General features: G+C 57.0%; 14 protein-coding genes. 10 read left to right on the forward strand and 4 right to left on the reverse strand.

Going from position 1 to position 13,009, the window contains the following annotated elements; translation table 11 throughout:
• Positions 1 to 113: 113 nt before the first annotated feature.
• Positions 114 to 584, forward strand: a complete 471-nt coding sequence (locus tag BS300_RS14380) for an Rrf2 family transcriptional regulator (RefSeq protein WP_071913564.1) — start codon at positions 114 to 116, stop codon at positions 582 to 584.
• Between the two features lie 40 nt (positions 585 to 624).
• Here BS300_RS14380 and BS300_RS14385 read toward each other — a convergent pair whose 3' ends face one another.
• Both BS300_RS14385 and ccsA read right to left on the reverse strand, forming a co-directional pair.
• Positions 625 to 1,905, reverse strand: coding sequence for a CNNM domain-containing protein (locus tag BS300_RS14385; protein ID WP_041209085.1), 1,281 nt, complete (start codon positions 1,903 to 1,905; stop codon positions 625 to 627).
• A 34-nt stretch (positions 1,906 to 1,939) separates the two neighbouring features.
• Positions 1,940 to 2,728: a cytochrome c biogenesis protein CcsA gene (gene ccsA, locus BS300_RS14390; RefSeq protein ID WP_071913668.1), complete on the reverse strand. Its 789-nt coding sequence runs from the start codon at positions 2,726 to 2,728 to the stop codon at positions 1,940 to 1,942.
• Between the two features lie 203 nt (positions 2,729 to 2,931).
• On the opposite strand from ccsA, the gene ffh reads away from it, so the two are divergent.
• The 5 genes from ffh to rplS all read left to right on the forward strand — a co-directional run bounded on the left by ffh (position 2,932) and on the right by rplS (position 6,449).
• On the forward strand, positions 2,932 to 4,308 hold the full coding sequence (ffh, locus tag BS300_RS14395; protein WP_042030747.1) for a signal recognition particle protein: 1,377 nt from the start codon (positions 2,932 to 2,934) through the stop codon (positions 4,306 to 4,308).
• A gap of 182 nt (positions 4,309 to 4,490) precedes the next feature.
• Positions 4,491 to 4,739 carry a 30S ribosomal protein S16 gene (gene rpsP, locus BS300_RS14400; protein ID WP_033114062.1) on the forward strand — a complete coding sequence of 83 codons (249 nt, stop codon included), beginning with the start codon at positions 4,491 to 4,493 and terminating at the stop codon, positions 4,737 to 4,739.
• A 24-nt stretch (positions 4,740 to 4,763) separates the two neighbouring features.
• Positions 4,764 to 5,285 (forward strand): ribosome maturation factor RimM, encoded by a 522-nt coding sequence (rimM, locus tag BS300_RS14405; RefSeq protein ID WP_033114063.1) that lies wholly within the window; start codon positions 4,764 to 4,766, stop codon positions 5,283 to 5,285.
• 34 nt (positions 5,286 to 5,319) lie between these two features.
• Complete coding sequence (trmD, locus tag BS300_RS14410; RefSeq protein WP_005308699.1) at positions 5,320 to 6,069, forward strand: tRNA (guanosine(37)-N1)-methyltransferase TrmD; 750 nt, start codon at positions 5,320 to 5,322, stop codon at positions 6,067 to 6,069.
• 32 nt (positions 6,070 to 6,101) lie between these two features.
• Positions 6,102 to 6,449, forward strand: coding sequence for a 50S ribosomal protein L19 (gene rplS / locus BS300_RS14415; protein ID WP_005308701.1), 348 nt, complete (start codon positions 6,102 to 6,104; stop codon positions 6,447 to 6,449).
• 108 nt (positions 6,450 to 6,557) lie between these two features.
• On the opposite strand, the gene BS300_RS14420 is transcribed toward rplS, so the two are convergent.
• Positions 6,558 to 6,881, reverse strand: coding sequence for an isoamylase early set domain-containing protein (locus tag BS300_RS14420; RefSeq protein WP_042030746.1), 324 nt, complete (start codon positions 6,879 to 6,881; stop codon positions 6,558 to 6,560).
• An 80-nt stretch (positions 6,882 to 6,961) separates the two neighbouring features.
• On the reverse strand, positions 6,962 to 7,636 hold the full coding sequence (mutH, locus tag BS300_RS14425; RefSeq protein WP_071913566.1) for a DNA mismatch repair endonuclease MutH: 675 nt from the start codon (positions 7,634 to 7,636) through the stop codon (positions 6,962 to 6,964).
• 732 nt (positions 7,637 to 8,368) lie between these two features.
• Here mutH and rppH point away from each other — a divergent pair.
• The 4 genes from rppH to thyA all read left to right on the forward strand — a co-directional run bounded on the left by rppH (position 8,369) and on the right by thyA (position 12,880).
• Positions 8,369 to 8,899 (forward strand): RNA pyrophosphohydrolase, encoded by a 531-nt coding sequence (rppH, locus tag BS300_RS14430; protein ID WP_033114066.1) that lies wholly within the window; start codon positions 8,369 to 8,371, stop codon positions 8,897 to 8,899.
• A gap of 14 nt (positions 8,900 to 8,913) precedes the next feature.
• On the forward strand, positions 8,914 to 11,190 hold the full coding sequence (gene ptsP, locus BS300_RS14435) for a phosphoenolpyruvate--protein phosphotransferase (protein WP_071913567.1): 2,277 nt from the start codon (positions 8,914 to 8,916) through the stop codon (positions 11,188 to 11,190).
• 71 nt (positions 11,191 to 11,261) lie between these two features.
• The gene (lgt, locus tag BS300_RS14440) at positions 11,262 to 12,089 is read left to right on the forward strand and encodes a prolipoprotein diacylglyceryl transferase (protein WP_033114068.1); all 828 of its coding nucleotides are present in this window, start codon (positions 11,262 to 11,264) and stop codon (positions 12,087 to 12,089) included.
• Complete coding sequence (gene thyA, locus BS300_RS14445) at positions 12,086 to 12,880, forward strand: thymidylate synthase (protein ID WP_033114069.1); 795 nt, start codon at positions 12,086 to 12,088, stop codon at positions 12,878 to 12,880. Before lgt ends, thyA begins: the two co-directional genes overlap by 4 nt.
• The last annotated feature ends 129 nt before the right edge of the window (positions 12,881 to 13,009 follow it).

Genomic DNA, 13,009 nt, shown 5'->3' on the forward strand with positions numbered 1-13,009 from the left:
AGGGAGCCTCGTCGTTAATTGAACATCTAAAATGCCATTTAATAAGTGGCATCCTAGATGTTTATTTGATTTGAATCAATACTCCACTTTTCGCATCGCGCTAATCAGGCTTTATGAGACTAACCAGTTATACAGATTTCGGATTGAGAGCCCTGCTCTACCTTGCCACCCTGCCGGAAGGGGAGCTCTCGAGCGTAGCCAAGGTCTCTGCCTTGTACGACGTTTCTCGCAACCACATGGTGAAGGTGGTCAATCAGCTGGTGAAGCTGGGCTATCTGCAATCCCAGCGTGGCAAGAATGGGGGGATCCGCATGGCGCGCGATCCCGCCACCATCAACATCGGGCAGGTGATCCGGGCGCTGGAAGGAAATCTGGACGGGATTGATTGCGGCTCGCCCGCTTGTCACATCGTCTCTGTCTGTCTGCTCAAGAATGCGCTGAAAGAGGCGATGGATGCGTTTTTGGCGGTGATGGACAGCTACACCCTGCAGGACTTGCTGGCCAATCGCGACGAGCTGCAGAGGGTGTTTGGCGAGTTGATCCCGACCCTGGTGCTGGAGCCGGATGACGAAGATGAACAGTGAAGAGCTGCAATGAAAAAGGGCTGCCAGTGGCAGCCCTTTTTCAATTCTGTGGTGCAGTTTCAGCTCGGTAGGAGGCCGGCATGATCCGCGCCATTTTGACCATGTTGTTCTCGACTTCGAGGATCTCGATGGGGTAGCCCGCCAGCCGGATCCCGATATTGGGCTGGGGGATCTCCTCCAGATATTCGAGGATCAGGCCGTTGAGGGTGCGCGGCCCGTCGATGGGCAGATGCCAGTTCATCTCCTTGTTCAGCTCGCGCACGCTGGCTGACCCCTCCACCAGAAACGAACCGTCCGGCTGGGGATGGATCTCGTCGCTCGGGGTCGGCGTCATGGAGGTGGTGAAGTCGCCCACTATCTCTTCCAGAATGTCGTCCAGGGTGATCAGCCCCTGAATGTCGCCATATTCGTCGACGATCAGGCCAATTCGCTCCTTGTTGCGCTGGAATTTGGCCAGCTGCACGTTGAGCGGCGTACCTTCCGGAATGAAGTAGATCTCGTCCACTTCCCGCAGCAGGCTCGACTTGTTGAACTGATCCCGGGCCATCAACCGCAGAGCGTCGCGGGCGTGGAGAAAGCCCACCACGTCGTCGATGCTGTCGCGATAGAGCAGGATCTTGGTGTGGGCGCAGTGGGCCAGCTGGCGCTGGATGCTCTTCCAGTCGTCATTGATATCGATGGCGTAGATATCGCTGCGGGGCACCATGATGTCCTCGACCAGCATCTTGTCGAGATCCAGAATGCTCAGCAGCATCTCCTGATGGCGCTGGGGGATCAGGCTGCCCGCCTCGTTGACTATGGTACGCAGCTCTTCGGTGTTGAGGGAGTCATCCTTGTTTGGCGTGATCTTCAGCATCTTGAGCAGACCGCTGGTGATGCCGTTGATCAGCCAGACCAGCGGGGAGAGCGGCACCATCAGCCCCTTGAGGATCCAGGAGGCGGGGTAGGCAATCTTCTCGGGGAACATGGCCGCCAGCGTCTTGGGAGTCACTTCACCAAATACCAGCACTACCAGCGTCAGGCCAAAAGTGGCCACCGCGACACCGAGATCGCCGAACAGCCTGATACAGACGATGGTGGCAATGGCGGAGGCGAGGATATTGACCAGGTTGTTGCCGATAAGGATCAGGCCGAGCAGCCGATCCGGGCGTGACAGCAGCTTCTCTACCCGACGGGCCGCCTTGTGTTTGGTCTGTGCCAGATGCCGCAGCTTGTAGCGGTTGATGGACATCAGACCGGTTTCGGAACTGGAGAAGAAGGCGGATAGAAGGATCAAGATAACGAGAACAATCAGTAGTGTGCTCGTTGAGATGCTGTCCAAAAAGGGCTCCTGTAGATGGTGTGACTAACGGTTATCAGCTCAGCAGCACTTCTTTGACGAAGCGGCTGCCGAAATAGGCCAGGGTCAGGATGACGCTGCCGATCAGGCTCAGGGTGACCACCTTGCGGCCACGCCAGCCATAGGTGTGATGGCCCCACAAGAGCAGTACGTAGATGCACCATGCGATGATGGAGAGCACGGCCTTGTGGGATTTGCCCTGGGCGAACATGTCTTCGAGGAAGAAGAGCCCCGAGGCGATGGAGAGGGTCAGCAGCAGCACGCCGGCGGAGATGAGCTGGAACAGCCGCTTCTCGACGGTCATCAAGGGGGGCATGGCTGGCAACTGGCTGATCTTTCTCGACTTGAGCTGCTTGTCCAGACAGGCGAGCTGAAGGGCAAACAGGCAGGCGATCATCAATACCGAGTAGGCCATCAGTGCCAGACCGATATGCAGCAACAGCTGGGGATGGGCCTCAAGATGGGTAATATAGCGCCCGGGTATGAGGGCACTGGCCGCCAGCAGCAGCGCCGAGAAGCTGTAGACCACCGGCAGCAGGATCCAGCCGTTGAAGCGGCGGGTGATACAGGTCATGAAGGTACTGATGATCAGACTCACCAGCGAGGCCACGTTGAGCATGCTCAGGTTCTGGCCGGAGCCTTTCAACACCTCGGTTCCGAGGGCGGTAGCGTGGGCGATCAGGGCCAGTCCGATGCAGGCAAAGAGGGAGCGCTGTCCTACCGGCTTGGCGCTCAGTAACAGATGCAGGGAGGCGATGATGGCCAGCAGATAAAACGCCAGGGCCAGAACAGAGATTACGATCATAACCAGGTCGTTGATGCACAAGCTTTTGAGGGTAAGAGGGGCAGTATACCTTGCACGCGAAATGCTCGCCAGTTGTGCAATGGCCGATCCGCCCATATATAGGAATGAAGCATCGATGAGCGGCAGTGCGGCGAATAATCGTCCTCGCGGCTGCTCTGGGTTATAATGCCCCCCATTTACAACGCCAAGAACCGGAATGCGTCATGTTTGAGAATTTGACAGAACGACTCTCGCGCACCTTGCGCAATGTCAGCGGCCGTGGCCGCCTGACCGAAGAGAACATCAAGGAAACCCTGCGCGAAGTCCGCATGGCGCTGCTCGAGGCGGACGTCGCCCTGCCGGTCGTGCGTGATTTCGTGGCGCGCGTCAAAGAGCGTGCCGTCGGCCAGGAAGTGGCCAAATCCCTGAGCCCGGGTCAGGCGTTCATCAAGATTGTGCACGGCGAACTGGTCACCGTCATGGGTGAGGCCAACGAGCAGCTCAATCTGGCGGCCCAGCCGCCCGCCATCATCCTGATGGCCGGTCTGCAGGGTGCCGGTAAAACCACCACGGTCGGCAAACTGGCCAAGCTGCTCAAAGAGCGCAGCAAGAAGAAGGTACTGGTCGTCAGTGCCGACGTTTATCGCCCTGCGGCGATCAAGCAGCTGGAAACACTGGCGGGCGATATCGGCGTCGACTTCTTCCCGAGCGATGCCAGCCAGAAGCCTGTCGCCATCGCGACTGCCGCCATCGATCAGGCGCGCAAGAAATTCTATGACGTGGTGATCGTCGATACCGCCGGTCGTCTGCACGTCGATAGCGAGATGATGGCCGAGATCCAGGATCTGCACGCCACCATCAAGCCGGTCGAGACCCTGTTTGTGGTCGATGCCATGACCGGTCAGGATGCCGCCAACACCGCCAAGGCGTTCAACGAGGCGCTGCCGCTCACCGGTGTGATCCTCACCAAGGCGGACGGCGACGCTCGCGGCGGTGCCGCCCTGTCGGTACGCCACATCACCGGCAAGCCGGTCAAGTTCATCGGTATGGGTGAAAAGACCGACGCGCTGGAGCCGTTCCATCCGGATCGTCTCGCCTCCCGTATCCTCGGCATGGGCGATGTGCTCTCTCTTATCGAAGAGGTCGAGCGCAACGTCGATAAAGAGAAGGCTGCCAAGCTGGCCAGCAAGGTCAAGAGCGGCAAGGGCTTCGATCTGGAGGATTTCCGCGAGCAGCTGGCCCAGATGCGCAACATGGGCGGCATGATGGGGATGCTCGACAAGTTGCCCGGCATGTCCGGTCTGCCTGACAACATCAAGGATCAGATGGATGACAAACTCACCGTGCGGATGGAGGCCATCATCAGCTCCATGACGCCGAAGGAGCGTGCCCATCCCGACCTGATCAAAGGCTCTCGCAAGCGCCGTATCGCCGCAGGCTCCGGCATGCAGGTGCAGGACGTGAACAAGCTGCTCAAGCAGTTCACCGAGATGCAGCGCATGATGAAGAAGATGTCCGGCAAGGGCGGTATGCGCAAAATGATGAGCCAGATGAAGAACATGCTGCCACCGGGATTTGGTGGCGGTCGCGGCCCGTTCTGATTATTCGGGCTGACGTATTGCATGAGGGTCTGCCGGTGGCAGACCCTTTTCATTGCTGCTCTGCGCAAAAAATGGCTGGCTTGGTTGCATTTATTACGAATCCAAGTAGAATTATGCGGCTTATTTTAAGCTAGGGTCCGCGTGTTTGCGGGCCTTGTTCATTAGATGTTAATGAGGACGATATGGTAACCATTCGTTTACAACGTGGTGGCGCGAAAAAGCGTCCGTTCTACCAGGTAGTAGTTGCTGACAGCCGTAACGCCCGCGACGGTCGTTTCATCGAGCGCGTTGGTTTCTTCAACCCGGTTGCTGCTGGTCAAGCTGAAAAGCTGAACCTGGACCTGGCTCGTATCGAGCATTGGGTTGCTACTGGTGCCGCTGTTTCTGAGCGCGTTGCCAAGCTGATCAAAGACGCTGCCAAAGCTGCTTAATCAGTCAAACGGTAAGGAGTTAAGGTGGAAAAACCTGTAGTTCTGGGCACCCTGGGTACCGTATACGGCATCAAGGGGTGGCTTAAAGTGAACTCCTTCACCGATGTTGCCGAAGCGATTTTCGATTACAACCCCTGGCTGATTAATCAGAACGGGGCGTGGCGTGAAATTCGGGTCTCATCCTGGAAACGTCACAACAAGGGTCTGATCTGCAAACTCGATGGTATCGATGTGCGCGAGGATGCCCTGGCATTGACCAATGTCGAGATTGGCGTAGCAGCCGATCTGTTGCCTGCGTTGCCCGAGGGCGAGTTCTACTGGCGTGACCTGATTGGTTGCTCGGTAGTGACCACCAAGGGATACGACCTGGGCAAGGTGACCGAATTGATGGAAACCGGCTCCAACGATGTGTTGGTGGTTGAGGCCAATGTAAAAGATGCCTTTGGTGCAAAGGAGCGGTTGATTCCGTTCCTGGAAGAGCAGGTGATCAAGAATATTGATCTGACTGCTCGAACAATCGAAGTTGATTGGGATCCTGGTTTCTAGTTTCCCGCGGTAACACGAGTGCCGGAGGTTTCTTATGTGGATTGGGGTGATTAGCCTCTTCCCTGAAATGTTCCGAGCCATTACCGAACACGGGGTAACGGGTCGGGCCGTCAAGAGTGGCCTGCTGCAGATTGAGTGCTGGAACCCCCGGGACTTTACCCACGACAAACACCGTACGGTCGATGATCGTCCTTATGGTGGTGGGCCCGGCATGTTAATGATGGTTCAGCCGCTGCGTGACGCGATTCATGCAGCCAAGCAAGCGGCGGGAGACGGGGCGAAAGTCATCTATCTCTCCCCTCAGGGACGCAAGCTGACTCAAGCGGGCGTAACCGAGTTGGCGACGAATCAGAAACTGATTCTGGTAGCCGGTCGATACGAAGGTATTGATGAACGCGTGATACAAACCGAAGTCGACGAAGAGTGGTCTATCGGGGATTACGTGTTAAGTGGTGGCGAGTTGCCTGCCATGACCCTGATCGATGCGGTTTCGCGTCTGGTTCCAGGAGTCTTGGGTGATCAGGCCAGTGCCGAGCAGGACTCCTTTACGGATGGCTTGCTGGATCATCCCCACTATACTCGGCCGGAGGTGTTGGATGGGCTGGCGGTGCCCGAGGCGCTGACAAGCGGCAATCACGAAGTGATTCGGCGCTGGCGTCTCAAGCAATCGCTCGGACGAACCTGGCAAAGAAGGCCGGAACTTATTAACAACCTAGCTCTGACTGACGAGCAAGAATCACTTCTTGCCGAGTATGTCCGCGAAGTGCGTGACAGCGTTAAGTAGAGTTTTCAGTTTATCCTAGGTAAGGAAAGACAATGAGCAAGATTATTCAGCAGCTTGAACAAGAGCAAATGCGTACCGACATCCCGGCTTTTGCCCAGGGCGATACCGTACGTGTTCAAGTTCGTGTTAAAGAAGGTGGTAAAGAGCGTCTGCAGGCTTTCGAAGGCATCGTAATTGCCAAGCGTAACCGCGGTCTGCACTCTGCTTTCACCGTTCGCAAGATCTCCAACGGCGAAGGTGTTGAGCGTGTATTCCAGACTCACTCTCCGCTGATCCACAGTGTAGAACTGAAGCGTCGTGGTGATGTTCGCCGCGCCAAACTGTACTACCTGCGCAACCTGTCCGGTAAAGCTGCTCGTATCAAAGAGAAGCTCAACTAATTCGATTCGAATTGGTGTCGATATGTCGGCGAAAAGCTCGATAGGTAGTGAAAAGGCTCGCCAATGGCGAGCCTTTTTTGTATCCGTCTATTGGCTATCTGGTTGTTGTTACTGGATCACTCGCACCACCGAGTTATCGCGGCCGTAGGGGCTGGGTACGTAGGCATCGGCTTGCCAGTCATTCTCGTATAGGGTCTCTCCCTCCGAAGTGATGAACTGGTAGCAATACTCGAAACTTTCCGGCCCGTCGGTCGGCAGGTTGAGGGTGGCCTTGAACTCACCGCTCTTCATGCGCTTCAATTCGACCGGTTGCCACTGGGTGAACTCGCCGATCAGCATCACCTGCTGTGCGCCTGCTGCGGCCTCTTTCTCGACGGCGAAGGTCACCTTCACCTCTGGTTTGGACTTGAGAAACTGCTTGGTAAGTGGCATGACGCCTCCTTGTCTGTGAGTTAAAAATGGCTCCTGCCTATTTTTATACCACCTTATGACAAAGATGTTGATAAAGCAGATCAAACTGGCAGGGCAAAATAGCGTTGCAGCAGGCTGTGGGTGAAATCGATTTTGAGATAAAAGCCGCGGGGCAGGGTCATAATCGGTTGACCATCGCGACCGATGGCGCGAGTCAGCGCCTTGTTGTTGGCAGCCTTGGGACGCAGCTGCATCACCTGGCCGTGGCGTGCGCTGATCTGCTCCACCTCACCCAGCACTATCATGTCCATCAGCTCTTCCCAGTCCTGGCGCAGCAGCTGATCTTCCTCCTCGCTGGGGCTCCACATCAGCGGCATCCCCACCCGCCGCTCGCCAACCGGGATCTCGCGGCTGCCTTCCACCGGGATCCAGAGCACTCGTGACAGCTTGTTGCGCACGTTGGACTCCTCCCAGCGCTGACCGCTGACACCGATCAGCGGCGCGACGCAGACAAAGGTGGTTTCCAGCGGTCGGCCCTGAGGATCGACCGGGATCGTCTTGAGCTCGATCCCGAGATCCGGAAAGTCCTGCTCCGGCTTGCTGCCGGCACTGGCCCCCAGCTGCAGCTCGATCAACTGGCCCACCCACCCCTTGTCCCGGCGCAGATCTCTGGGTACCGCCACACCAGCTTCGGCGGCCAGCTGCGCCAGCGTGAAGCCTGCCATGGCGTAGGCACGGCTCAGCAACTCCTGTTCGGATTGGGGATTGTTTGGCATGTTTGGCTCCATATTGCTCGACCTATTCTAACAGGGCAGGATCCCGGGAGGATCGCTGTTTTTATAACCGATCCTGAGTGGATAAGGGTAAATGGGGATAATTCGGCTATGTAGGTCTTATGATTATGATTTTAAAGAAATTTGTCTTTTTTATCGAGCAAGGATATTCACCCGATCCGGGTCCGAAATAGTTGTCCAAGGGTTTGAGGATGATGTTACACACAGTTATCCACAGAAATCTTGGATAAGTGGCATAAAGTGGGAGGAGTATCTGATATGTTACAAAAAATTGTGAATCTGACCCCATTTTCATCGAGGAAACAGGGTAGATATTGTGCCACTCCTGTGGATAATTTGGCCTTGGTGGATCTTTGAGCAGTAGAACTTGTTCACAATCGTCGTCGCGGATCCTGCGTGAGCAAAACCATGGATCCAGATCCAGTTGTTTGTGTTTAACTATATGTATAATAAATAAAAATTAGTTTTAACTCTGATCTGCGAGGTGATAGTCTGTTTTTCACTTACAGTTAAAAAGTACTGTATATACCAGCTTGCTCACAGGCTTATGCACAGTCTGGGTGGGCAACTTGGTAGAGCAGATCTTCCCGTTTGTTTATAAGTATGTGTGAAATTGAAAGTTATTCATGAACGCCGGGAGTCACTCCTTGTTTGCTGCCACGAAGTGAATGTGGAACAATCTCTTTATAGATTCAGCCTTTATAAGGTGATCACGTGATTGATGGCGACGGATTTCGTCCCAATGTCGGTATCGTGATCTGTAACCGTGAAGGACAGGTGTTGTGGGCTAAACGCTATGGGCAGCACTCCTGGCAGTTTCCGCAGGGGGGAGTTGATGATGGTGAAACGCCGGAACAGGCCATGTATCGCGAGCTGTATGAGGAGATAGGCCTCAAGCCCGAAGATGTGACCATCATGGCCACCAGTCGTAACTGGCTTAAATACCGTTTACCCAAACGTCTTGTCCGCTGGGACAGTTCACCGGTCTGTATTGGCCAAAAACAAAAATGGTTCCTGTTGCAGCTCAATTCGGGCCGAGAGTCGCGGATCCAGTTCGGTTGTCATGGTCATCCCGAATTTGACGACTGGCGCTGGGTCAGCTTCTGGTACCCGGTACGCCAGGTCGTCTCGTTCAAGCGGGAGGTTTACCGCCGGGTCATGAAGGAGTTTGCTCCGCTGGCGATGCCGGCGCCGGCAGTGCAGCAGGTCAACAAGAAGGATGGGCGGCGCAACCGCGCTCGCTAAGGAGCACAGATTAGTTGTTAACGGAACTGAGACGTATCGTCGAGAGCATGGCCGGGGCCAACACCCTGGAACAGGCCTTGCAGGCACTGGTGAGCCAGACCCGGCACGCCATGGTGGTGGACTGCTGCTCTGTCTACGTTTCGGAACCCGAGATGCGCCGCTACCGGCTGGCGGCGACCGATGGTCTTGCCCCTTCGGCGGTCGGCAAGGTCACTCTGCCCTTCGAGCAGGGTATCGTCGGTCTGGTCGGTCAGCGGGAAGAGCTGATCAACCTGGCCGATGCCCCTGCACACCCCAGCTTTAAATTCCTGCCAGATGTCGCCGAAGAGGCGTTTCGCTCATTTCTGGGCGCCCCCATCATGCACCAGCGTCAGGTGGTCGGCATTCTGGTGGTGCAGCAAAAAGAGAGCCGCCGTTTCGATGAGGGGGAAGAGTCCTTCATGGTCACGCTGGCGGCCCAGCTGGCAGCGCATATCGCTCAGGCGCAAGCCAAGGGGTGGCTGCAGAAGACTGACTGGAGCAAGCCGCTGCGCGGTATTGCCGGTGCCAGCGGCATCGCTATGGCCAAGGCTTGGGTGTGGCGGCCGCGCAAGGCGCTCTCTTCCATCACTCCGCGCAAGGATGAGGATCATGCCGGCCAGCTGGAACGGCTGGAGTTGGCGGTAGAAGAGGTCCGTCACGATCTGGAGAGCCTGGCGCTGCGCTTTCGCGAGAGTTACAGCGAGGATTCTGTCGCCATCTTCGACATCTATCTCCATTTGCTAGCCGATCCCGGCTATATCAAGCCGATCCGCAACAAGGTGAGCAAGGAGCACTGGACCGCGGTCTCCGCCGTCAAGCTGGTCAGCGATCGCCTCATCGAGCAGTTCAAGGGGATGAAGGATCCCTACCTGCAGGAGCGTTCCACCGATGTGAAGGATATCGCCCAACGCCTCATCAGTCGGTTGGTGCAGAACGAGCCGGAGCATATTTCCATCGGTGAGCCCGTGGTGCTGGTCGCCGACGAGGTGACTGCCACCATTCTGGCGGAAGTCCCCCGCGAATACCTGACCGGGGTTGTCTCGCTCAAGGGGGGGACCAACTCCCACGCCGCCATTCTGGCCCGCGCCATGGGGGTGGCCGCCATCATGGGGGTGGATCTGCCGCTCGGTGATATCGGTGGCCGCATGCTGGTTGTCGATGGCTATAGCGGCGATCTCTTCATCGAACCCAATCAGGTGATCCTGACCGAGTATCGCCAGCTGCTGAGTGAAGAGCGGGCACTCGACAGTCTGGTGCGCAGTGTCGACAACCAGCCTTCGGAGACGGCGGACGGTACCAAGGTCTCCCTGCTGCTCAACGCCGGGCTCAGCGCCGATACCGAGATCTCTCTCAATCATCTGGCGGACGGGGTCGGTCTCTATCGCACCGAAATTCCCTTCATGCTGCAAGACAGCTTCCCCTCCGAGTGGGAGCAGACTGCCCGCTATCGCGGCATTCTCGAGACCTATCGCAACCGGCCGGTCTGCATGCGGACGCTGGATGTAGGCGGTGACAAGCAGTTGCCCTATTTCCCCATCGTCGAGGAAAATCCCTTCCTTGGCTGGCGGGGGATCCGGCTCACCCTGGATCACCCCGAACTGTTTCTGGTGCAGCTCAAGGCGATGTTGCGGGCCAGCGAAGGGCTCGACAATCTGGCCATCATGCTGCCGATGATCAGCAGTGTCAGTGAAATCAAGGCGTCCCGCCGTCTGCTGGATCAGGCGTGGCGCGAAGTATCGGAAGAGGCTGCCAGCCGCAATGCCGAGATCCGTTACCCCAGCCTCGGGGTGATGATCGAGGTGCCTTCCGCCCTCTACATCCTGCCGGAGATGGCGCCGCTCATCGACTTCTGGTCGGTGGGCAGCAACGACCTGACCCAGTACCTGCTGGCTGTGGATCGCAACAATTCCCGCGTCGCCAACATCTACGATGCGTTCCATCCGGCGGTGATCCGCGCGTTGCAACTGCTGGTCGATGCCTCCAACCGCTATCAGAAGCCGGTCTCGGTCTGCGGCGAGCTGGCTGGTGATCCGGTCGGTGTGCTGTTGCTGCTGGCCATGGGCTATCGCCGCTTCAGTATGAATACCCACAACATCGCCCGGATCAAGTACGTGCTGCGCCAATCGACCCTGAGTGAGCTGACCGAGCTGCTGGCCGATGGTCTCAAGCACGACAATCCGCACGTGCTGCGCGGCTTGTTTGCCCGCTATCTGGAAGAGCACGGTTTGGGGGGCTTGCTGCGCGCGGGTCACAAACCGAAAATCGGTTGATTGATAAACATGCCTTGTCCCTGCTGGCGAATGATCGGAAAATGCGGCTTTTCTTATGACTGGGGCCGCTTATGCAGCACGATGGATATTGGGTTTTCTCGCAGATTGATCCCGTAGCATTCAGTTTGGGACCACTATCGGTACGCTGGTATGGTCTCATGTACCTGTTCGGTTTTGCATTTGCCATGTGGCTGGCTGGCCGTCGCGCCGATGCGCCGAACAGCGGCTGGACACGCAACGAGGTCTCTGACCTGCTCTTCTACGGCTTCCTCGGGGTGATCCTCGGTGGCCGTGTCGGTTACGTACTTTTCTACAACTTCGATCTCTTCCTAGCGGATCCGACCTACCTGTTCAAGATCTGGACCGGCGGCATGTCGTTCCACGGCGGTCTGATCGGGGTGATCACTGCCATGATCTGGTTTGCCCACAAGACCAAGCGCCACTTCTTCACCGTGGCCGACTTTGTGGCACCGCTTATTCCGTTTGGCCTCGGCGTCGGCCGTATCGGCAACTTCCTCAACGGTGAGTTGTGGGGCCGGATCACCGATGTGCCCTGGGCCATCATCTTCCCGGAGGCCGGCCCCGAGCCGCGTCATCCCTCCCAGCTCTACCAGTTCGCGCTGGAAGGGGTGGTGCTGTTCATCATCCTCAACCTGTTCTGGCGCAAGAACCCGCCGCGCGGTGCCATCTCCGGTATGTTCCTGCTGTTCTACGGCCTGTTCCGCTTCCTGGTGGAGTTTGTCCGCCAGCCAGACAGCCAGCTGGGCCTCTATTTCAACGAGATCAGCATGGGTCAGATCCTCTCCACCCCGATGATCTTCATCGGTGCCCTGATGATTTGGGTTGCCTACAAGCGCCCGCAGCTGTTCGGTAACGCCGTGAAGGAGGCAAAGCAATGAGAGCCTATCTCGACTTGATGCAGAAGATCCTGGACGAGGGGACCGTCAAGTCCGATCGCACCGGTACCGGCACCGTCTCTCTGTTTGGTCATCAGATGCGCTTCAATCTGGCGGAAGGTTTTCCGCTGGTGACCACCAAGAAGTGCCACCTGCGCTCCATCATTCATGAGCTGCTCTGGTTCCTCAATGGCGACACCAACACCGCCTATCTGAAAGAGAACGGCGTCAGCATCTGGGATGAGTGGGCCGACGAGAACGGCGATCTGGGACCGGTTTATGGCGCCCAGTGGCGCTCTTGGCCGACCGCCGACGGTGGCGTGGTGGATCAGATCCAGAAAGCGGTGGACGACATCAAGCACAACCCGGATTCGCGCCGCATCATCGTCTCCGCCTGGAACGTGGGCGAGTTGGACAAGATGGCGCTGGCGCCCTGCCATGCCTTCTTCCAGTTCTATGTGGCGGACGGCAAGCTCTCCTGCCAGCTCTACCAGCGCAGCTGTGACGTGTTCCTCGGCCTGCCGTTCAACATTGCCAGCTATGCTTTGCTGACCCATATGATGGCCCAGCAGTGTGGTCTGGAAGTGGGCGACTTTGTCTGGACCGGCGGTGATGTGCACCTCTACTCCAATCACATGGAGCAGACTGCACTGCAGCTCACCCGTGAGCCGCGTCCGCTGCCAACTCTGGTGATCAAGCGCAAGCCGGACTCCATCTTCGATTACAAGTTCGAGGATTTCGAGATAGAGGGTTACGACCCCCATCCCGGCATCAAGGCGCCCGTCGCCATCTGATTGCAAGGCGCCCCAGGGCGCCTTTTTTATGCTTAAAAACAGTTAGATATTCATTTTTGTGATTGAAAATCGAGAACTGGCCACACCGCTATGAAAGATGCCTTTGGCGGAGCTGTTTTGGTTTTACTT

Source organism: Aeromonas sp. SCS5, assembly GCF_001887375.1.
In the GTDB taxonomy this organism is placed as follows: domain Bacteria; phylum Pseudomonadota; class Gammaproteobacteria; order Enterobacterales; family Aeromonadaceae; genus Aeromonas; species Aeromonas jandaei.

Bases quoted from the DNA above. Each gene is read 5' to 3' on its own strand.
- BS300_RS14380 (WP_071913564.1), top strand. From the start codon at position 114: ATGAGACTAACCAGTTATACAGATTTCGGATTGAGAGCCCTGCTCTAC.
- ccsA (WP_071913668.1), bottom strand. From the start codon at position 2,728: ATGATCGTAATCTCTGTTCTGGCCCTGGCGTTTTATCTGCTGGCCATC.
- ffh (WP_042030747.1), top strand. From the start codon at position 2,932: ATGTTTGAGAATTTGACAGAACGACTCTCGCGCACCTTGCGCAATGTC.
- rpsP (WP_033114062.1), top strand. From the start codon at position 4,491: ATGGTAACCATTCGTTTACAACGTGGTGGCGCGAAAAAGCGTCCGTTC.
- trmD (WP_005308699.1), top strand. From the start codon at position 5,320: ATGTGGATTGGGGTGATTAGCCTCTTCCCTGAAATGTTCCGAGCCATT.
- rplS (WP_005308701.1), top strand. From the start codon at position 6,102: ATGAGCAAGATTATTCAGCAGCTTGAACAAGAGCAAATGCGTACCGAC.
- BS300_RS14420 (WP_042030746.1), bottom strand. From the start codon at position 6,881: ATGCCACTTACCAAGCAGTTTCTCAAGTCCAAACCAGAGGTGAAGGTG.
- mutH (WP_071913566.1), bottom strand. From the start codon at position 7,636: ATGCCAAACAATCCCCAATCCGAACAGGAGTTGCTGAGCCGTGCCTAC.
- lgt (WP_033114068.1), top strand. From the start codon at position 11,262: ATGCAGCACGATGGATATTGGGTTTTCTCGCAGATTGATCCCGTAGCA.
- thyA (WP_033114069.1), top strand. From the start codon at position 12,086: ATGAGAGCCTATCTCGACTTGATGCAGAAGATCCTGGACGAGGGGACC.